This is a genomic window from Cryobacterium sp. TMT4-10, from assembly GCF_004403275.1.
Taxonomy (GTDB): domain Bacteria; phylum Actinomycetota; class Actinomycetes; order Actinomycetales; family Microbacteriaceae; genus Cryobacterium; species Cryobacterium shii.
Window position 1 is genome coordinate 33,185 of sequence record NZ_SOGU01000103.1, and the last position, 18,608, is coordinate 51,792.

At 68.7% G+C, this 18,608-nt stretch carries 17 protein-coding genes and 1 tRNA gene; 8 read left to right on the top strand and 10 right to left on the bottom strand.

The window, feature by feature from the left end; all coding sequences use genetic code 11:
- The first annotated feature begins 63 nt into the window (after positions 1-63).
- Both E3T42_RS16080 and E3T42_RS16085 read left to right on the top strand, forming a co-directional pair.
- Entirely contained in the window at positions 64-936 is an 873-nt protein-coding gene (locus E3T42_RS16080) for a DeoR/GlpR family DNA-binding transcription regulator (RefSeq protein ID WP_134403383.1), read from the top strand.
- A 9-nt stretch (positions 937-945) separates the two neighbouring features.
- Positions 946-1,950 carry an aldose 1-epimerase family protein gene (locus E3T42_RS16085; protein ID WP_134403384.1) on the top strand — a complete coding sequence of 335 codons (1,005 nt, stop codon included), beginning with the start codon at positions 946-948 and terminating at the stop codon, positions 1,948-1,950.
- A 93-nt stretch (positions 1,951-2,043) separates the two neighbouring features.
- Here E3T42_RS16085 and E3T42_RS16090 read toward each other — a convergent pair whose 3' ends face one another.
- The 3 genes from E3T42_RS16090 to E3T42_RS16100 all read right to left on the bottom strand — a co-directional run bounded on the left by E3T42_RS16090 (position 2,044) and on the right by E3T42_RS16100 (position 5,334).
- Entirely contained in the window at positions 2,044-3,549 is a 1,506-nt protein-coding gene (locus tag E3T42_RS16090; protein WP_134365308.1) for an APC family permease, read from the bottom strand.
- Between the two features lie 133 nt (positions 3,550-3,682).
- Positions 3,683-4,645 carry a helix-turn-helix domain-containing protein gene (locus E3T42_RS16095; RefSeq protein ID WP_134365316.1) on the bottom strand — a complete coding sequence of 321 codons (963 nt, stop codon included), beginning with the start codon at positions 4,643-4,645 and terminating at the stop codon, positions 3,683-3,685.
- A gap of 44 nt (positions 4,646-4,689) precedes the next feature.
- The gene (locus E3T42_RS16100) at positions 4,690-5,334 is read right to left on the bottom strand and encodes a TetR/AcrR family transcriptional regulator (RefSeq protein ID WP_134365307.1); all 645 of its coding nucleotides are present in this window, start codon (positions 5,332-5,334) and stop codon (positions 4,690-4,692) included.
- 107 nt (positions 5,335-5,441) lie between these two features.
- Here E3T42_RS16100 and E3T42_RS16105 point away from each other — a divergent pair, with 107 nt between their 5' ends.
- A complete protein-coding gene (locus tag E3T42_RS16105; RefSeq protein WP_134403385.1) occupies positions 5,442-7,355 on the top strand; it encodes a primary-amine oxidase in 1,914 nt (637 codons plus the stop codon).
- A gap of 121 nt (positions 7,356-7,476) precedes the next feature.
- On the top strand, positions 7,477-8,802 hold the full coding sequence (locus E3T42_RS16110; protein ID WP_134365305.1) for a DUF445 domain-containing protein: 1,326 nt from the start codon (positions 7,477-7,479) through the stop codon (positions 8,800-8,802).
- A gap of 237 nt (positions 8,803-9,039) precedes the next feature.
- Here E3T42_RS16110 and E3T42_RS16115 read toward each other — a convergent pair whose 3' ends face one another.
- The 3 genes from E3T42_RS16115 to E3T42_RS16125 all read right to left on the bottom strand — a co-directional run bounded on the left by E3T42_RS16115 (position 9,040) and on the right by E3T42_RS16125 (position 10,937).
- Entirely contained in the window at positions 9,040-9,528 is a 489-nt protein-coding gene (locus E3T42_RS16115) for a hypothetical protein (RefSeq protein WP_134365304.1), read from the bottom strand.
- Between the two features lie 137 nt (positions 9,529-9,665).
- The gene (locus tag E3T42_RS16120) at positions 9,666-10,823 is read right to left on the bottom strand and encodes a cation:proton antiporter (RefSeq protein WP_166789152.1); all 1,158 of its coding nucleotides are present in this window, start codon (positions 10,821-10,823) and stop codon (positions 9,666-9,668) included.
- 41 nt (positions 10,824-10,864) lie between these two features.
- Positions 10,865-10,937: transfer RNA gene (locus E3T42_RS16125), tRNA-Lys, on the bottom strand.
- Positions 10,938-11,047: 110 nt separating this feature from the next.
- On the opposite strand from E3T42_RS16125, the gene E3T42_RS16130 reads away from it, so the two are divergent.
- The 4 genes from E3T42_RS16130 (at position 11,048) to E3T42_RS16145 (ending at position 14,324) form a co-directional block, all read left to right on the top strand.
- A complete protein-coding gene (locus E3T42_RS16130) occupies positions 11,048-11,677 on the top strand; it encodes a DNA-directed RNA polymerase subunit beta (RefSeq protein WP_134365315.1) in 630 nt (209 codons plus the stop codon).
- A 224-nt stretch (positions 11,678-11,901) separates the two neighbouring features.
- Entirely contained in the window at positions 11,902-12,486 is a 585-nt protein-coding gene (gene sigK, locus E3T42_RS16135; protein WP_241976266.1) for an ECF RNA polymerase sigma factor SigK, read from the top strand.
- Positions 12,483-13,415: an anti-sigma factor domain-containing protein gene (locus E3T42_RS16140; protein WP_134403387.1), complete on the top strand. Its 933-nt coding sequence runs from the start codon at positions 12,483-12,485 to the stop codon at positions 13,413-13,415. The genes sigK and E3T42_RS16140 overlap by 4 nt, the downstream gene beginning before the upstream one ends.
- Positions 13,416-13,436: 21 nt before the next feature.
- Entirely contained in the window at positions 13,437-14,324 is an 888-nt protein-coding gene (locus tag E3T42_RS16145) for an aminodeoxychorismate lyase (protein ID WP_134365300.1), read from the top strand.
- A gap of 138 nt (positions 14,325-14,462) precedes the next feature.
- Here E3T42_RS16145 and pstB read toward each other — a convergent pair whose 3' ends face one another.
- The 4 genes from pstB to pstS form a co-directional block, all read right to left on the bottom strand.
- A complete protein-coding gene (gene pstB / locus E3T42_RS16150) occupies positions 14,463-15,242 on the bottom strand; it encodes a phosphate ABC transporter ATP-binding protein PstB (protein WP_134365299.1) in 780 nt (259 codons plus the stop codon).
- A 41-nt stretch (positions 15,243-15,283) separates the two neighbouring features.
- Entirely contained in the window at positions 15,284-16,372 is a 1,089-nt protein-coding gene (pstA, locus tag E3T42_RS16155) for a phosphate ABC transporter permease PstA (protein WP_134365298.1), read from the bottom strand.
- On the bottom strand, positions 16,372-17,316 hold the full coding sequence (gene pstC, locus E3T42_RS16160) for a phosphate ABC transporter permease subunit PstC (RefSeq protein WP_134365297.1): 945 nt from the start codon (positions 17,314-17,316) through the stop codon (positions 16,372-16,374). Before pstC ends, pstA begins: the two co-directional genes overlap by 1 nt.
- A 148-nt stretch (positions 17,317-17,464) precedes the next feature.
- A complete protein-coding gene (gene pstS / locus E3T42_RS16165; protein WP_134403388.1) occupies positions 17,465-18,559 on the bottom strand; it encodes a phosphate ABC transporter substrate-binding protein PstS in 1,095 nt (364 codons plus the stop codon).
- Positions 18,560-18,608: the final 49 nt, after the last annotated feature.

An 18,608-nucleotide genomic window follows, 5' to 3' on the forward strand; every position in this document is an offset into this window, starting at 1 on the left:
TCTGCGCATGCGAAACCAGAGGTTTCGTATTGAAAACCAAAACAAACTAAGTGAAGATGGAGCATGACCATTAATGCACCAGACACAGACGCAGTCGCCACCGAGCCGACCGGCGTCGGGGTCGATCTCACCGCTGACCGGGACACCCTGTCCGCATACCAGCGGCGCGAGCGGATCCAGCGTCTGGTCGACGAACGCGGATTCGTGCGGGTCAGGGAGTTGCGCGAGGCCTTCGGGGTGTCCGGCGTCACGGCGCGGGCCGACCTCGACGTGCTCGAGAACGCCGGGGTGGTGCAGCGCGTGCACGGCGGCGCGGTGCCCGCGACGCCGACGAGCGGGCGGCCGATCCGCGAGTACTCGTTCGAGGAAGCGCTCGCGGCATCCGTTCTCCCGAAACAGCAGATCGGCGCGCTCGCCGCCTCGCTCGTGACGAGCGGGCAGAGCGTAATCCTCGACGTGGGCACCACCACCCTCGCGATCGCTCGGGCGCTGCTGGCCCGCACCGACCTCACGGATGTCGTCATCATCACCAACGGCCTCAGCATCGCCCTCGAACTCGAACCGGCGATCCCGCGCTTCACCGTGATCGTCACCGGCGGGTCGCTGCGCCCGCTGCAGCACTCGCTGGTCGAGCCGTTGGCCCGGACCGTGCTCAGCCAGGTGCACGCCGACCTCGCGTTCATCGGCTGCAACGGGGTCGACGCCGAGCACGGCATCACGAACATCAACCTGCCCGAGGCGGGCGTGAAGACGCTCATGCTCGCCGCGGCATCCCGCGTCGTCGTCGTGGCCGACGGGTCCAAACTCGGTCAGGTGCACCTCGGCCAGGTCGGGCCGCTCCGGGCGTTCGACACGCTGGTGACGGATGCGACGGCCACCGCCGCCGCGCTGGACTCCCTCCGCGAGGCCGGACTGACCGTTCTGCAACCGGAGTAAGTTGGCATCATGCGCGCAGCGACGGGGTTCCAATACGAATTGAGGGCGGCGACGCCCAGCGGGCCCGCCCTGGCGGTGGTCACCGAGGTCGCCGCCGGCCTGCGGATGTATTCCGTAGACGGCATAGACCTGGTCGAGCCCTTCCCGGCCCGGTCGGTCCCGCCGAAGGGCGCCGGGATCGTGCTGATGCCGTGGACGAACCGCATCCGGGACGGGGTCTGGCAGCAGGGCGGGGTGCGGCGCGAACTCGCCCTGACCGAACCCGAACTCGGCAACGCCGTCCACGGCCTCCTGCGCTACTCGCCCTATCGGCTGCTCAGTCGCAGCACGGACGCGGTGACCCTGGCCGCCACCGTCTTCCCGCAGCCGGGCTATCCGTTCCAGCTCGACACGACGGTGACGTACACCCTCACCGACGACGGGCTCGATGTTACCCACACAGTGCGGAACGTGGGCACCGAGCCCGCCCCGGTCGCCCTCGGCGCGCACCCCTACCTGAAGATCGGCGGCGTGCCCACCGACGACCTGCGGCTGCGGCTCGCGGCCGACACCCACATCGACGTCGACGACCGGTTGAATCCGGTCGGGGAAAGCCCCGTCGCCGGCACCCGGTTCGACCTGAGGGAGGGCCGGGAGGTGCGTGACCTCGACCTCGACGACGGTTTCGGCGGCGTGGGACCGGGCGCGTCGTCCTCCCACCCGCTCGGTCACCCGGCCCCCCTCGGGCACCCGGATGCGCGCAGCGAGCACTCCCTGACCGCCCCCGACGGGCGCAGCGTGATCCTCTGGGGGGACGAGCACATCCGCTACGTGCAGGTCTTCACGCCGCGGAACTTCCCCGTCACGGCTCCCGGCAGCGACGCCGACGAGCCCGTGCCCGGGCGCGCGGTCGCGATCGAGCCGATGACCGCCCCGGCGGATGCGTTCAATTCGGGAGCGGGGCTGCGCTGGCTGGAACCGGGGGCGACCTGGACGGTGCGCTGGGGCATCCGCCACACCGGTTTCGGACTCTGACACCGAAAAGCGCACGACACAGAAGAGCGGGCGGCACCGAAAAGCGGGCCCCCGCCGATGGTAGGGACCCGCTTTCTGACTGCGGTGCTCTCTCTAGGAGAGCACATCCTGCACGAGCGCTTCGTTCTCGGTCTTGGTCCAGAGTGAGTGCAGGTAGCCGACCAGGAGCACGGCGAACGGCAGCCCGACCAGCACCCAGCCGATCGGGCTGAGGCCCCACGAGGTGACGGTCGGGTCGATGCCCTCGGCGACGGTGCCGGCGAGCAGTCCGAAGCGGCTCATCAGCAGGTATTCGCCGAGGATCAGGCCGATGGTGGCCAGCACCGGGGCGATGACGGTCTGGAATACGTTCTCGCTGCCCTGGTTGCGGCGGAAGTAGGCGATCACCGCGATGCAGACCAGGATCTCGATCAGGACGATCGCCACGACGGCGAGTCCGCTGAACCAGTAGAACATGTTCAGAATCGGGTCGAGCCGGAACAGGGCGAAGACGGCGATGACGAGTCCGCTGACGACCGAGGTGGCGAGGGAGGCCGTGCTGGGCGCTCCGCGGCGGTTGACGTGGCTGAGCGGCTGGGGGAGTGCGCCGCCGCGGCCGAGGGCGAACAGGTAGCGGCTCGCCGCGTTCTGGAAGGCGAGCAGCCCCGCGAACAGGCTGGAGAGCACGAGGATGCCCATCACGGTGGCCATCCACGGGCCTACGTACTCGGTGGCGAGGGCGAACAGCACGGCGGCCGGGTCGGCCAGCGGCACGCCGTCGAGCGTGGAGAGCTCTACCGTCTTTTCGACCACCTGGGATGCGCCCATGCCGGTGACCATCGCGAAGGCAGTGAGCGCGAACAGCACCGTGATGACGCCGACCGCGAGGTAGGTGGCCCGGGGGACGACCTTCTTGGGGTCCTTCGATTCCTCGCCGTAGATGGCCGTGGCCTCGAAGCCGATGAAGGAGGCGAAGGCGAAGGCGAAGGCGATCCCGGCCGAGCCGGTGAGTCCGCCGGCGAGGATCGCGGCCGGGCTGAAGGAGGCCCAAAAGTTGAGGCCTTCCGGACCGCCGTCGGTGAGGATGGCGATCGAGGTGACGATGAGGGCGCCGAGTTCCAGCAGCATCAGGACGCCGAGCACCTTGGCTCCGACGTCGACGCTGAGCAGGGAGAGCAGCGTGACGACGGCCCAGGCCAGGAGCGACCAGGCCCACCAGGGCAGCAGGCCGACCTGGGCCGCCAGGAGACCGCCGAAAAAACCGTAGATGGCGAGCTGGATGGCCAGGTAGGCGAGGATCGACACGAAGGCCGAGGCGCTGCCGAGGTGCCGGCCGAGCCCGCGGCCGATGTAGGCGAAGAACGCGCCTGCGTTGGTGACCCGCTGGCTCATGGCGGCGTAGCCGACGCTGAACAGCAGCAGGGTGATGCCCACCGCGAGGTAGGCGCCGGGGGCGGCCGCGCCGTTGCCGAGCACGATGGCGACCGGTACCGCGCCGGTCATGCCGACCAGCGGTGCGGCGGCGGCGACAACGAAGAAGACGATGCCGATGACGCCCAGGCGGCCGGTGTGCAGGGTGGCCGGGGCGTCGGCCTCGGGGGTGGTTCGGGTGCTTGTCATGGGGTGCTCCTCATTGAGCGGCTTCTTCTCGTGGAAGCCAGTGTCACGACTCTGGCTCAGTGCGGGGCTGCGCACTTGCCAATCCGGGAACGAAGCTTGGATCCCAGGGAAGGGTCCGGCGCCCCCGGCCGGCTCAGCCGCGACGGTAGGCGCTGGGCGGCTCGCCGAAGGCGGCGCGGAAGATCCGGCTGAAGTGTGCGGCGTCGATGAAGCCCCACCGCGCGGCGATGTCGCCCACCGAGCGGTCCGCCAGGATGGGGTCGCGCAGGTCCCGGCGGCAGTGCTCGAGCCGGCGGGCCCGAATCCAGCTGGAGACCGTGGTGTCGGCCGCGTGGAACACGTTGTGCAGGTGGCGGGTCGAGATGAAATGCGCCGCGGCGATGGTCGCGGGGGAGAGCCCCGGGTCGCCGAGGGCGCCTTCGATATACGAGCGGATGCTGGCGAGCAGGTCCCCGCGCGGGCCGGACGTCGGCTCGCGGTGGATGTTCAGTTCGCTCTCGAACATCGTCGCGACCAGGTCGACCGCGTTGTAGGCCAGCCGGTGGCCGGTGCTGCCGCTGAGCGCGTCCAGGTTCTCGGCCAGTTGCACCATGAACGGGCTGATCATCCGGCCCAGGCCCGCGTCGCCGGGCATCCGTCTCGCCGTGAGCTGGCCGACGGCGTCGACGGGCAGGTCGAGGGCGTCGTGGGGGAACATCAGCACCAGGGTGCGGAAATCCTGCTCGAAGGCGAGGGTGTACGGGCGGTGCGTGTCGTAGACGGCGAGGTCGCCGGGCCGGAGGGTGGCCTCTCGGTTGTCCTGGATCAGGATGCCCTGGCCGGAGAGCTGCAGGTTGAGTTTGAAGTAGTGCCGGTCCGTCCGGGCGATCAGCGCCGGGGTGCGCAGCACCTGGTGGCCGTTCGCGGTGACCTCGACGATGGAGAGCTCGTCGAGCACCCGGGACCGCAGCGTGCCGTGGAACTCGCTCGCGTCAGACCGGACGTCGAGGGGAACGAAGGAATCGGAGACGAGGGTGCGCCATTGGGCGAAGGTGTTCGCCTCTGCGCTCTGCACCCGGTCGTCTGATCCTCGTGAGATCAGGGGGAGGGTTGCCATGGTCACGGTAGCTCCTTTGCTGGCGTGAACGGATTCCCAGTAACCTAGCCCAGCGCACCCGGCTTGTCACGCCTTTTTTCAACACTCGTTGAAAAAAGATCGGCGGTGAACAGGCCCAGGTAGCCGTCCAGCTGGGCGACGAGTTGGTCCGGAGAATTCTCGGCCGGGGAGAGCACGGCCGTGATCTGCGCCCCGAGCACGAAGTTCATCAGCAGCCCCGTGACCTCGTCGTCCGGGACGCTGCCCCGGAGCTCGCCCAGCTCCCGCGCCTCGCCGAGCTGTTCGCGCATCGTGGCGCGCCATTGCAGCATCGAGTTCTCGTGTTCCGCGGCCTTCTGCGGGTCGGTCAGCGCCTTCTGCCAGAAGGGGATCACGATGCGGGCCTCGCTGAGACGGATGTCGTCGAGCGGCAGGATCTCGAGGCAGTAGGCCCGCAGGGCCGCGAGTCCGGCCTTCCCGGCCGTGGCGTCCCGCATCCGTCGACTGGTCTGGCTGAAGACGTGGCCGAAAGCGAAGGTGAGCAGGTCGTCCTTCGTCGGGAAATAGGGCTTCAGGGCGCCGTTGGCGAAGCCGGCTTCCGCGGCGATCTCACGCATGGTGGCACCCTCGATGCCCTGGCGGGCGATGATGCGCCAGGTCGCGTTGACGAGCTCCACTCGGCGCTGGTCGTGGTCGACAACCTTCGGCATGCTGCCCTCTCGTGACCGGACGGGGCCGGAAACAGACCCTTGCCATCGAGCTTAGTAACACCTTATTATTCTACAACCATAGGAAAACAGCCCCGGAAAGGGAAACCATGACTCCCGTCTCGCTCGTAGTCAACGCCGCCTACGCCCTGGCCTCGGATACGGAGATCGTCGCCGTGCGCGGCATCCTCTCCGACGCCGGGCTGCTGGGCGAGAGCATCCGGGTGGCCTATCTGGGCCTGCTCGACCCGCCCCGCGGTGCCGCCGCCGAACCCGACCGCCGGTTCCGCGTGTTCCTGCACGACGTCTCCGGGGCGGCGCCGAAGGACGTCACCGTGTCCGCCACCCGGGAGCTGGTCGAGTCCGTGGTCGTGCTCGACACCGCCGAGACCGGCGAACTGCCGGTCCTCGAGGAGGAGTTCGCCGCGGTCGAGGAACTGCTCACGCATGACGAGCGCTGGCTGGCGGCGCTCGCCGCACGCGGCCTCGACGTCGACACCGTGCGCGTCGCGCCGCTGTCCGCCGGGGTCTTCGAATACCCCGAGGAGAAGGGGCGGCGCATCCTGCGCGGCCTCGCCTTCGTGCAGGACTTCCCGGAGGACAGCGCCTGGGCACACCCCGTCGACGGTCTCGTCGCCTACGTCGACATCGTCAGCAAGACCGTCGACCAGGTGATCGACTTCGGCGTGGTCCCGATCCCGGCCGAGCACGGCAACTACACCGACCCGACGCTGACCGGTCCCCTCCGCGAGACCCTCAAGCCGATCGAGATCACCCAGCCGGAAGGGCCGAGCTTCACGGTGACCGGCGGCAACCACGTGGAGTGGGAGAAGTGGAGCCTGGACGTGGGCTTCGATGTGCGCGAGGGCGTCGTGCTGCACAACATCGGCTTCGACGACGCCGGGGTGCGCCGCTCCATCGTCCGGCGTGCCTCGATCGCGGAAATGGTGGTCCCCTACGGCGACCCCGCACCCGTGCGCTCGTGGCAGAACTACTTCGACACCGGGGAATACCTGGTGGGCCAGTACGCCAACTCGCTCGAGCTCGGCTGCGACTGCCTGGGCGAGATCACCTACCTCAGCCCGGTGATCACGGATGGCTTCGGCAACCCGCGCGAGATCCGAAACGGAATCTGCATGCACGAAGAGGACTGGAGTATCCTCGCCAAGCACAGCGACCTCTGGACCGGAATCGACTACACCCGGCGCAACCGTCGCTTCGTGATCTCGTTCTTCACCACGGTCGGCAACTACGACTACGGCTTCTACTGGTACCTCTACCTCGACGGCACGATCGAGTTCGAGGCCAAGGCCACGGGTGTCGTCTTCACCAGCGCCTACCCCGGCAAGGGCTACCCCTATGCCTCCGAACTGGCTCCCGGCCTGGGCGCACCGTTCCACCAGCACCTGTTCAGCGCCCGCCTGGACATGGCCCTCGACGGCGACACGAACCGGGTCGAGGAGGAGGAGGCCGTGCGCGTGCCGATGGGCGAGGGGAACGAACGCGGCAACGCCTTCAGCCGCAAGCGCACCCTGCTGGCCCGTGAATCGGACGCGGTGCGGGAGGCCGACATGAGGTCGGGGCGCACCTGGCTCATCTCCAACCCGAACGTGCTCAACCGGCTCGGGGAGCCCGTGGGCTACAAGCTCTACCCGGAGGGGCAGCCGACCCTGCTCGCCGACGAGAACTCCTCGGTGGCCCGGCGCGCGGCCTTCGCGACCAAGGACCTCTGGGTGACCCGCTTCGCCGAAGACGAGCGCTACCCCACCGGGGACTTCGTGAACCAGCACGCCGGCGGCGCCGGGCTGCCGGCCTACATGGCGGCCGACCGGGACCTCGACGGCCAGGACATCGTGGTCTGGCACACCTTCGGGCTGACCCACTACCCGCGGATCGAGGACTGGCCGATCATGCCCGTCGACACCGCCGGCTTCAAGATGAAGCCCGACGGCTTCTTCGACCGCAGCCCGGTGCTGGACGTGCCGGCGAGCACCCCGGCCCCGGAGGGCCACTGCCACTGCTGATCGCCGGTACCTGTTCCCGAGCCGGACCACTGGTGCCGTCACACCGGCAACAGTTGTCCGATTCGGCGGCACCTGCCCCGCACGGTTTCCTTCCCCGGCGCTGATCGGGCAGGGTGGGAGGATGGCCGAACATCAGAGGAATGACGTGACCGGGGCCGCGGCAGCGACCCTGCCGGGGGCGGGCCGCCCGCCGCTGAGCCCGCAGGATGCCGTCCGCCTCCGCGCGCTCATCCGGATGAAGCGACTCGCGATCGGCCTGCTCCTGGTCATGGCCGTCGTGTTCGCGACCTCGTTCGCCCTCCAGGACACCTACCCGTGGCTCCAGTACGTGCGCGCCGCGGTCGAGGGCGGCATGGTCGGCGCCATCGCGGACTGGTTCGCCGTGACGGCCCTGTTCCGCTACCCGCTGGGGCTGCGGATCCCGCACACGAACATCATCGCGAGCCGCAAGGATGAGATCGGGGCCAGCCTCGGCGAGTTCGTCGAGACCAACTTCCTCTCCGAGGCGGTCATCCGCGGCAAGCTGGAGTCGATGGGGGTCTCCCGCCGGCTCGGAGCCTGGCTGTCCGTGCCGGAGAACGCCCGGCGGCTCACCGACGAGGTGGCCGTGGCCGGCGCCGGACTGCTCGAGCTGCTCAGCGACGACGCGATCAAGGATCTGATCGAGACCGTGGCGCGCGAGCACCTGCTGCGGCCGGAGTGGGCTCCGCCGATCGGCCGGGTGGGGCAGCGGATGGTCGAGTCCGGCCGGCAGCACGCCCTCGTGGACCTGCTGCTCGAGCGGGCCGAGGGCTGGCTGCTCACGCATCCGGAAGCCTTCGGCCGGGCCGTGTCCCAGCGGCTGCCGAGCTGGATGCCCGGTTTCGTCGACAAACTGGTCGACGACAAGGCCCACCGGGAGGTGCTCGCCTTCATCGCCGGCGTGCGGGCGGATGCCGCGCATCCCCTCCGCGAGGCGATCGACCGCTACCTCGCCGAGGTGATGGACGATCTGCAGCACGACCCGGCCATGATCAACCGGATCGAAACCGTCAAGGTGGAGCTGCTCGACAGCGCCCGGCTGCGCGAGTTCGCGAGCGAGACCTGGGAATCGGTGAAAGCGTCGCTGGTCGAGGCGCTGAAGGATGCGGAGAGCGAACTGTGCGCGGGCATCCGTTCGACCGCCATGGAGGTGGGCGTTCGCCTGACCACGGATGCGGCGCTGGGCTCCCGTATCGACCGCTGGCTGGCCGACTCGGCGAGCTACGTGGTGCGCAGCTACCGGCATGAGATCGCCGGCGTGATCACCGAGACCGTGGCGCGGTGGGATGCCGCCGAGACCGCCGAGAAGATCGAACTGCAGGTCGGCAAGGACCTGCAGTTCATCCGGATCAACGGCACGGTCGTCGGCGCGCTCGCCGGGCTGCTGATTTTCGCGGCGGCGCAGGCCCTGCTCACCCTGCTCTAGGCCGCTGCCCTGGTCGCCCTGCGCTAGTCCTGCTCTGGCCGGGAACCCGCCCGGTTCCCGGCGACTCCCCTGAACGACCCTGCCCTAACGAATTCGACGGAGATTTTGCCAAAATCGGCCCGAAACAGGCCCGATGTCGTTTTTTACCGCAGAATTTCCGTCGAACTGGTTACAGGCACTTGGTTACAGGCAGTGACCTGTCGGCCGACCGCAGCGGCGCAGCGGTGCTGGGGGGCGTTACGCCGCCACGTCGAGCCGGGCCGGTGCCGGTCCGGGCAATCCGGGCGCGCCAGCGGAGATGCTCCGTGGTGCCATGGCTGCGGATCCGCGCCCGGCGGAGGCCGGTGCGGTGCCGACCACGCCGTCGTCCGGCACGCTCACGTCGCGGTCCAGGATGCTGCCCGAGGCCACGCGTGCGCGCCGGCCGATGCGCACATAACTGCCCAGGCGCGCTCCGCTGCCGATGCCCGCTTCCGCGCCGACATGCACGTTCTGGCCGATGAACACCCGTGATCCGACTCGGGCGTCGTGGTCGATCCAGCTGCCCGGCCCGATCCACGCCTCCGGTCCGACCCGTGCGCCGCTTTCTACATACGCCGTGCGGGACACGAACGCACCGGGGTGCACCCGCGCGTCGGGGGACACCAGGCCGTGCCCGTTGGCGTGGCGTCGGTACTTCGTCACGACGCCGGACTCGATTTCAACTTCTTCATTCACTTTTCCCATCTGCGACCTCCTTCTGTCGCTGGTGCGGCTCTGGCCGCTCCATTGACGTGAAGTATGAAGGGGCTACCCGAGCGCTGACCGTGTCAACGCTGGGTGCGGGCCGGGAATTCCCGGGCAGAGCATCCGTGCGGGGCCGGTCAGGGTGCTGCGGGGGTCGTCTCCGCCGCCCGGGCCTGCTTCTTGGCTGCCCGGCCGCCCGCGAGTGCGGAGGCCACGACGGTGATGAGCGCCCCGAGGATCACGGCCGCCCCTTCGCCGGGCAGCAGCAGGTCTGACCGGGTGCCGATCGTCACGGCCGCGACGGGCACCCCGAGCTGGGCCGCGGACAAGACGCCGAGCGGGAGCTCCTGCCCGAGCAGCCGCGTGACGATGTGGGCCAGCAGCGCCCCACCGCCGAGCAGCAGCCCCAGCAGGATCATCTGCGGATGGTCGACCAGGTCGAGCAGGTTGAGGGAAGCGCCGAGCCAGACGAAGAACAGAGGCCCCAGGAATCCGTCCGCGAGGGCGAACAGCTGCCGGGCCAGCCGACGCGGCTCGCCGACCGCCGCGACCGCGAGTCCGAACGAGAAGCCAGCGAGCATGATCGACACATTGCGGTACACGGCGAGGGCGGCCATCGCGAACAGGGTGGCCAGCTGGAGCCTGAGTTCGAGGGCGAACTTGCGTTGCTCCGACAGATGGTGCACCGCGATCCGCGATCCGTTCCGCTCCAGCCAGGACAGCACCAGATACAGGGACAGGGCCGCGGCCGAGACGATGAGCGCGCCCAGGGCCGTGCGTGCGGCGTTGGGCGGATCGATCGCGAGGGGGAGCGCGATGATCGCGGCGATGTCGGCGACGGCCACCTGGGCCGTCAGCTGCAGGAGCGGGGTACCGCGCAGCCGCAGGGACTGCACGATCGGCAGTACCAGGACGGCGGACGACGACGCGATCAGCACGACGTACAGCGGGGCGTGCAGGGTGCCGAACAGGGCGGCAATGCCGACGCCGAGGATGACGGCGGGAACCAGGACCAGGCCGGCACGGGCCACACCCGTACCGAGCGCGGAGCGAAGCTGCCCGTCCCGCATAGGCACGTGGCTGCCGGCGACGAACATCATCAGGGCGAAGCCCACGTCCGCCAGGAAGGTGAGCGTCGGATCGGTCGGATCCACGAGCCGGAGCCCGGTCTGGCCCACGAGGATGCCGGCCAGCAGCTGCCCGAACATCACCGGCAGGCTCCACCGGCGGGGGATCGCCAGCAACGGGCCGAGCAATGCCACCACGGAGATGATCGCCAGCGTCTGGAAGGTCATCGCGAATTCCATCTCAGGTTGCATGCCCCGAATGAAGAAAGTGGGCCCCGTCGGGCTCGAACCGACGACCCAAGGATTAAAAGTCCTTTGCTCTACCAACTGAGCTAGAGGCCCGCGGTTAATAATGTACAGGGGATTGCCCGAGGGTTTTTCTCGGTACCGTGAGAGAACGTCCCGCAAGCGTCGAGACGGATGCGCCCACAGCGAACACACAGGAGGATGCGATGGCCGAAGACTTCCACAAGCCGACCCAGTTCTCCGGCAGCAAATTCGAATCCTTCCAGGGGGGCGAGGACCCTGCGCTGATCAGCCGGGTCGCGCACGAAACGGCGCACGCTCTTCTGGCGCGCGTGCGCCGCGACCCTGACCCGGCCGTCGTGGATCGCCTCGTGGCCTACACCGACGAGCACGGCATCGACGCCGTGGCCGAGCTGTGGTCACGGGCGACGCCGCGCAGTCTCCCGGGCGCGCTCTGGCGGCTCTACCTGGTGCGGCTGCTGATCCGTCAGGATCCGGAAGGCACCGCGTTCCTGTACCAGCGCGGAACCGAGGTCACGGTCGCCATCGATCCGCTGGTCGCGGGCGCCGTGGCGCCCACGGGGCCGGGGGAGATCATCGCCCTGGCCGACCAGATCCTGCGGGGCATCTTCACCGGCGACTTCGCCGTGGCGCTGGACCGGGCGGCGGCGTTCTGCCGCGTCACCTCCGTCGGGTGCACGAGCATCGCCGACGACCTGGAGACGACGCAGCCGGTGCGGTCGACCGAACTCACCACCCGCGCCCTGCGCTTCTCGACCACCGCGCAGGAGTTCGGTTCCTGCGCCCGGCTGTGGCGCAGCGAGTCGCTGGACTAGACGAATTCGCCGGCCGCGTCGTTTACACTGGATCCTGGTCGGGCCGCAGTAACCCCGGGCTCCAATATTCGCCGCTTTGAGCGGCCTCGCGCCGAGAGGCGTTCTGCGGCCCGGCCTTCACTCGTCCTCCCCGCGGTCTGCGGTCGCAATCGTGACCAATCCGATCCGGACTCGGCCCCGAACCTCAGTCATGGAACGGGAAAAGACCTGACATGCTTGTTCTCATGACTGCTGACTTCGACTTCGACCTAGAGTCGACGGTCCCGGAATCCAAGGAACAACTCCTCGGCCGGGTGGCGCGGGGGGACGAAGCGGCGTTCGGCGAGCTGTACGACCAGATGGCACCACGCGTGCTGGGTCTGGTCAGACGGTTGCTGGTCGATCCCGCCCAGTCGGAAGAGGTGACCCAGGAGATCTTCCTGGAAATCTGGCAGTCGGCGACACGGTATGAGGTTCAGCGTGGCGGCGCCTCGACCTGGATTCTGACGATGGCGCACCGGCGCGCCGTCGACCGGATCCGGTCGTCGCAGGCCAGTCGCGATCGTGACACGAAGATCGGCATCCGCGACCTCGCGGTCGCCTACGACGAGGTATCCGAAACAGTGGAAGTACGGCTCGAGCACGAAAGGGTGGAGAAGGCGATGTCCAGATTGACGCAACTGCAACGTCAGGCGATCAGCCTCGCCTACTACGGCGGCCTCAGCCAGAGTGAAGTGGCCGAGCGGTTGCAGATCCCGCTCGGAACGGTGAAGACGAGGTTGCGAGACGGCATGATCCGGCTGCGCGACGAATTGGGCGTGGCGTCATGAGCGAGAACACCCGCCAGAACGGCGTCGAACGCGGCGACAACCCGGGCGACCTGGCCGGCGCCTACGCCCTGAACGCGCTCGGCGCTGACGACGCCGCCGCCTACGAGGGGCACCTCGCCGAATCGGAGCAGGCCCGGATTGAGGCTGCCGAGCTCGGCGACACCGCCGTCGCGCTGGGTCTGGCCGCGGCGCCCGTGCAGCCCACCCCGGGGCTGAAGGCCTCGCTGATGGCCAAGCTCGCGGCGACACCCCAGCTGCCCGCGCTGGCCGGTCCGGCGGCTGCGGTCGCTCCGGTCGCTGCCCCGCAGGCCGAACCGGGCGCGACCGAGGCCGCCCGGCCCGAGACGCTTGAGCCCGCTCAGACGAGGCCTGAGACGACGAAGCCCGAGACGACGGATGCCCCCGCGCCGGCCCCCGCGGCCGTGACCCCGATCGGCGGGGCGGCCGCGCAGCGGGCCCGCAGCCGCTGGTTCCAGCGCCCGGTCGGACTCCTGCTGGCCGCCGCAGCGGCCGTGGCGCTGTTCGTGGCCGGCGGATTCGCCGGGCAGGCCTTCAACACGAACCAGTTCGAGCAGCAGCAGGCCGCCGGCCTGGCCCAGATCAACGCCGCCCCGGATTCGCAGCGGGCGTCGACGACCACGGCCGACGGGCATCCGGCCACCCTGGTCTGGTCCAGCGAGCGCCACCTTTCGGCGCTGCTGGTCGACGACCTGCCGTCCCTGCCCTCCGACAAGGACTACCAGCTCTGGTACATCGGGGGCGACGGCGCGGTCCCGGCGGGCACCTTCGACTCCTCCGGCGCGGGCACCGTCTGGCGCGTGCTGGACGGCAGCATGACGGCGGGAGACACGATCGGCGTCACCGTGGAACCCCGCGGCGGCTCCCGTCAGCCCACCACCGACCCGATTGTCGCCATCCAGAGTTCCTGACGCATCGTTTATGCTCGGCGTATGACACTGCCATTCACGCTGCTGATCGACCCGGTTCCGGCCGATTCACCCCGCACGGATTTCAGCGACACGTTCCATGAGGTGAACTCCGACGCGCCCGCCCTGCGCGTGGACGACCTCAGCGCCCAGCGCGGGGACGGGATCTTCGAAACCCTGGGGTTCATCGACGGGTCCCCGCAGGAGGTGGGACCGCACATCGGTCGGCTCTGCAACTCCGCCGAGATCTGCGAGTTGCCGGCGCCCAACGTCGCCCAGTGGTTCGCCGCGATCACGCATGCCATGGAGCGGCTGCCGCGCACGGGCGAGATCGCGCTGAAGATCGTGCTCAGCCGCGGGGTCGAACCCGGTCCGGTCGCCACGGCCTGGCTGCAGGCGACCGCGGCGCCCGACTTCGGGCCCGTCCGCACGGATGGCGTGCGCGCGGTCACGCTGGACCGCGGCTATCCGCGGGGCGTGGCCGAGCAGGCCCCGTGGCTGCTGATGGGGGCCAAAACCCTCAGCTACGCGGTGAACATGGCGGCGCTGCGGGAGGCGAAGCGCCGCGGCGCCGACGACACGATCTTCCTCACCCATGACGGGTTTGTGCTGGAGGGCCCCACCTCGAGCGTCGTCATCCGGTCCGGCGGGGTCTACGTCACGCCGGTGCCGAGCGGGGCCATCCTGCACGGAACGACCCAGCAGAGCGTCTTCGAATACCTGCAGGCGGCCGGGGAGCGCACGGAGTACCGTGACCTGACCGCCCCGGAGCTGCGGGCGGCGGACGCGGTCTGGCTGGTGTCCAGCATCCGGATGGCCGTGCACGTCACCGAACTCGACGGGCAGTCCCTGCCGACCGACCCGGAGCGCACCCTCGCCCTGAACCGGCACCTCCTGGCCCGCACCACCTGAGCCCCGCCCGAACCAATTCGACGGAGATTCTGCTCCCACGGGGCCGGATCAGGCGATTTTGGCACGTTTTGGCCAAAATCTCCGTCGAATTCGTTCGGGGCAGGCCCTCGTGCGGGGCGAGCCGGGGTGGGCGGCGGGTTAGCCGAAGCGGCCGGAGACGTAGTCCTCGGTGGCCTGAATGCTCGGGTTGGAGAAGATCGTGGTCGTGTCGTCGTACTCGATCAGCTTGCCGGGCTTGCCGGTGCCGGCGATGTTGAAGAAGCCGGTGCGGTCGGAGACCCGGGATGCCTGCTGCATGTTGTGAGTGACGATCACGATCGTGTATTCCGACTTCATCTCCTCGATCAGGTCCTCGATCGCGAGCGTCGAGATCGGGTCGAGGGCCGAGCAGGGCTCGTCCATCAGGATGACGTCGGGCTGCACTGCGATCGCCCGCGCGATGCAGAGGCGCTGCTGCTGACCGCCGGAGAGGCTCGAGCCGGGCTTGTCGAGCCGGTCCTTGACCTCGTTCCAGAGGTTCGCACCCTGCAGGGACTTCTCGATCAGGTCGTCGGCGTCGGTCTTGGCCATCCGGCGGTTGTTGAGTTTCACGCCGGCCAGCACGTTGTCGCCGATCGACATGGTGGGGAACGGGTTCGGGCGCTGGAACACCATCCCGACCTGCCGGCGCACGAGCACCGGGTCCACGCCGGGGCCGTAGAGGTTGTTGCCGTCGATGAGCACCTCGCCGGTGACGTAGGCCCCCGGGATGACCTCGTGCATGCGGTTGAGGGTGCGCAGGAACGTGGACTTGCCGCACCCGCTGGGCCCGATCAGGGCCGTCACGGTGCGAGGCTCGATCGTCAGCGACACGCCTTCGACAGCCAAGAACTTGCTGTAATAGACGTTGAGGTCGTTGACTTCAATGCGCTTGGACATGCATTCCTTCGAGTTGGACGGCCAGCGGCCGCCGGTGGAGCCTAGCGGCCGAGCTTGGGGGAGAAGAGTTTGGCGATGATGCGGGCGAGGGCGTTCAGCAGCATCACGATCAGGACGAGGGTGAGCGCGCCGGCCCAGGCCCGGTCCAGGTAGGCCTGGGTGTCAGCGCCCTGGTTGGCGTACTGCGTGTACACGAACACCGGAAGGGTCATCATGCGCTCGTTGAACAGGTCGTAGTTCATGCTCGCCGTGAACCCGGAGATGATCAGCAGCGGCGCGGTCTCGCCGATCACGCGTGCGATCGAGATCATGATGCCGGTGACGATACCGGCCAAGGAGGTGGGCAGAACGACCTTCAGGATGGTCAGCCACTTCGGCACGCCGAGCGCGTACGCGGCCTCGCGCAGCTCGTTCGGCACGAGCTTGAGCATCTCCTCGCTCGAGCGCACGACCACCGGGATCATCAGCACCGACAGGGCGATCGCGCCACCGAAACCGAACCGGATGCCCGGGTCGTTGAACAGCAGGGAGAACAGGGCGAAGGCGAAGAGGCCCGCGACGATCGAGGGGATGCCCGTCATCACGTCGACGAAGAAGGTGATCGCCCGAGACAGCCGGCCCCGGCCGTACTCGGTCAGGTAGATCGCCGTGAGCAGCCCGATCGGCACCGAGATGAGGGTGGCGACTCCCGTGATCAGCAGCGTGCCCATCACGGCGTGCAGGGCGCCGCCACCCGCGCCGACCACGTTGCGCTGGGACGCCGTGAAGAACGTCGGGGTGAGGAAGGCGGGCAGGCCGTTGATCACCGTGGTGGCCACCAGGGAGATGAGCGGGAGCAGGGCCACCACGAAGGCGGCGGTGACCAGGGCGGTGACCAGACGGTCCTTGGCCTTGCGCACGCCCTCGACGAAGTAGGACAGCAGGTAGATCGCGACGCAGTAGAGCACCGTGCCGAAGAAGAGCGTGCCGGCGATGTTGAAGCTCTCGCTGGCTCCGGAGAGCTGCACCACGAAGAACACCGCGGCGGTGACCAGCCAGCTGCCCAGCAGCACGGCGAGGCCCGAGTGCTTCGGAAGCTTGCCGGCCGTGAGCGAGTTCGTCATGGGCGCCGCCATGGTGGTCGTGCTCATCAGTTCGCTCCCGAGAAGGCCTTGCGGCGGTTGATGATCAGGCGGGCGACCATGTTCACGGCCAGCGTGATCACGAAGAGCACCAGGCCGGTAGCCAGCAGGATGTTCACGCCGGTCCCGTGCGCCTCCGGGAAGTTCAGGGCGATGTTGGCGGCGATCGTGGTGGGGTTCTGCGAGGTGAGCAGCTGGAAGACCACCTGGGAGCTGGGTGAGAGCACCATGGCCACGGCCATCGTCTCACCCAGCGCGCGGCCCAGTCCGAGCATCGACGCCGAGATGATTCCGGAGCGGCCGAAGGGCAGCACGGCCATCGCGATCATTTCCCAGCGGGTCGCTCCGAGGGCGAGGGACGCCTCCTCGTAGAGAACGGGGGTCTGCAGGAAGATCTCCCGGCACAGGGCGGTGATGATCGGCAGCACCATGACGGCCAGCACGATCGCGACCGTCAGGATCGTGCGGCCGGTGCCGGAGACGGGACCGGCGAAGAGCGGGATCCAGCCGAACCATGCCACCAGGGTGGCGTAGAAGGGCTGCAGCAGCGGCGCGAGAACGCCGATGCCCCAGAGGCCGAAGACCACGGATGGCACGGCGGCGAGCAGGTCGACGATGTAGCCCAGTCCCTGCGAGAGCTTGCGGGGAGCGTAGTGGGAGATGAACAGCGCGATGCCGATGGCCAGTGGAACGGCGATGAGCAGGGCCAGGAACGCGGACCAGAGCGTGCCGAAGGCGAGCGGCCAGACGTAGGACCAGAAGTTGGTGTAGCCGCCGGTGAAGTCCTCCGGCTTGGCCACGAAGGCGGGGAGGCTCTGCACCAGCAGGAAGGCGGCAACGGAGGCGAGCACGGCGAGGATCAGGCCGCCGGAGACCACCGTGGCGGTGGAGAAGATGCGGTCGCCCGGGCGCTGAGGCGCCCGGATCGTTCCACGGGCAACTGCGGTGGTCATGCCTGGCATCTCCCTGAGGTGGTGAGGTGGTGAGTGTGGGGGAGGTTCGAGCCGCTGGCCACAAACCTCAGTCTGCCCGGTCCGGGAGGCGCATGCAATGCGACGCCTCCCGAACCGGGCTGACCTGAGGTGATGCTGGTGACGAGTGTTACTTGATGGTGGCGAGAACTGCGGAGACCTTGTCGGCGAGTTCGGTCGACAGCGGCGCGGCGCCACCGGCGGATGCGGCGACGGACTGGCCGTCGGAGCCGGCCATGTAGCTGACGTAGGCCTTGACCAGTTCGCCCTGTGCTGCGTCGGCGTACTCGGTGCAGACGACGGCGTAGCTCACGAGAACGAGCGGGTAGTGCGTCGGGTCCGTGGTGAGACGGTTGATCTTGATGGCGAGGTCGCTCTTGTCGCGGCCTTCGACGAGGGGCGAGTCGGCGACGACGGCGGCAGCAGCATCGGCCGTGTAGCCGACGAACTTGTCGCCGACCTTGATCTTGGCGACGCCGAGGTCGCCGGCCTTCGAGGCATCCGCGTAGCCGATGGTGCCCACGCCGTTGGTGACGGCGTCGACGACACCGGAGGTGCCCTTGGCGCCCTCACCGGACTGCAGCGGGAACGGGTCGGCCGGTGCATCGGTCCACACGTCGGGGGCGGTCTGGAACAGGTAGTCCGTGAAGTTCTTGGTGGTGCCGGAGTCGTCCGAGCGGTGCACGGCGGTGATCGCGGTCGCGGGGAGCGTCGCCTTCGGGTTCAACGCGGCGATGGCCGGGTCGTTCCAGGTCGTGATCTCGCCCTTGAAGATCTTGGCGAGCGTGTCGGAGTCCAGGTTGAGGTCTTTGACGCCCTCGACGTTGAAGATCACGGCGATCGGGGAGATGTAGACCGGGAGGTCGACGGCCGAGGAGCCGGGAGCGCAGGCGGCGAACGTGCCGGCCAGCTCTTCGTCCTTGAGGTAGGAGTCACTGCCGGCGAAGTCGGAGCCGCCGCCGATGAAGGTTTCGCGGCCGGCGCCGGAGCCGGACGGGTCGTAGTTGACCGTGACGTCGGGGTTGGCCGTCTGGAACGCTGCGATCCAGGCTTCCTGGGCCGAGCCCTGCGCGGAGGAACCGGCGCCGGTGAGGGTGCCGGTGAGAGCGCTGGCAGCGCCCTCGGTGCTGGCAGGAGTGGCGGATTCGTTCGAGGCACAAGAAGACAGTGCAAGAGCGGCAACGACGGCGATGACCGCGGGTCGGCCAAAACGCGTGAAGTTCACAAGGATCCCTTTCGAGGGTTGACTGCAAAGAAAATGACTGCGTAGTCGA

What these genes read in the sequence shown, in the direction of transcription:
- E3T42_RS16120 (WP_166789152.1), bottom strand. Translation starts at nt 10,823, where the DNA reads ATGACCTTCCAGACGCTGGCGATCATCTCCGTGGTGGCATTGCTCGGC.
- E3T42_RS16105 (WP_134403385.1), top strand. Translation starts at nt 5,442, where the DNA reads ATGACTCCCGTCTCGCTCGTAGTCAACGCCGCCTACGCCCTGGCCTCG.
- pstC (WP_134365297.1), bottom strand. Translation starts at nt 17,316, where the DNA reads ATGACCACCGCAGTTGCCCGTGGAACGATCCGGGCGCCTCAGCGCCCG.
- E3T42_RS16115 (WP_134365304.1), bottom strand. Translation starts at nt 9,528, where the DNA reads ATGGGAAAAGTGAATGAAGAAGTTGAAATCGAGTCCGGCGTCGTGACG.
- E3T42_RS16140 (WP_134403387.1), top strand. Translation starts at nt 12,483, where the DNA reads ATGAGCGAGAACACCCGCCAGAACGGCGTCGAACGCGGCGACAACCCG.
- E3T42_RS16095 (WP_134365316.1), bottom strand. Translation starts at nt 4,645, where the DNA reads ATGGCAACCCTCCCCCTGATCTCACGAGGATCAGACGACCGGGTGCAG.
- E3T42_RS16145 (WP_134365300.1), top strand. Translation starts at nt 13,437, where the DNA reads ATGACACTGCCATTCACGCTGCTGATCGACCCGGTTCCGGCCGATTCA.
- E3T42_RS16085 (WP_134403384.1), top strand. Translation starts at nt 946, where the DNA reads ATGCGCGCAGCGACGGGGTTCCAATACGAATTGAGGGCGGCGACGCCC.
- E3T42_RS16080 (WP_134403383.1), top strand. Translation starts at nt 64, where the DNA reads ATGACCATTAATGCACCAGACACAGACGCAGTCGCCACCGAGCCGACC.
- sigK (WP_241976266.1), top strand. Translation starts at nt 11,902, where the DNA reads ATGACTGCTGACTTCGACTTCGACCTAGAGTCGACGGTCCCGGAATCC.
- pstB (WP_134365299.1), bottom strand. Translation starts at nt 15,242, where the DNA reads ATGTCCAAGCGCATTGAAGTCAACGACCTCAACGTCTATTACAGCAAG.
- E3T42_RS16100 (WP_134365307.1), bottom strand. Translation starts at nt 5,334, where the DNA reads ATGCCGAAGGTTGTCGACCACGACCAGCGCCGAGTGGAGCTCGTCAAC.
- E3T42_RS16130 (WP_134365315.1), top strand. Translation starts at nt 11,048, where the DNA reads ATGGCCGAAGACTTCCACAAGCCGACCCAGTTCTCCGGCAGCAAATTC.
- E3T42_RS16090 (WP_134365308.1), bottom strand. Translation starts at nt 3,549, where the DNA reads ATGACAAGCACCCGAACCACCCCCGAGGCCGACGCCCCGGCCACCCTG.
- pstA (WP_134365298.1), bottom strand. Translation starts at nt 16,372, where the DNA reads ATGAGCACGACCACCATGGCGGCGCCCATGACGAACTCGCTCACGGCC.
- E3T42_RS16110 (WP_134365305.1), top strand. Translation starts at nt 7,477, where the DNA reads ATGGCCGAACATCAGAGGAATGACGTGACCGGGGCCGCGGCAGCGACC.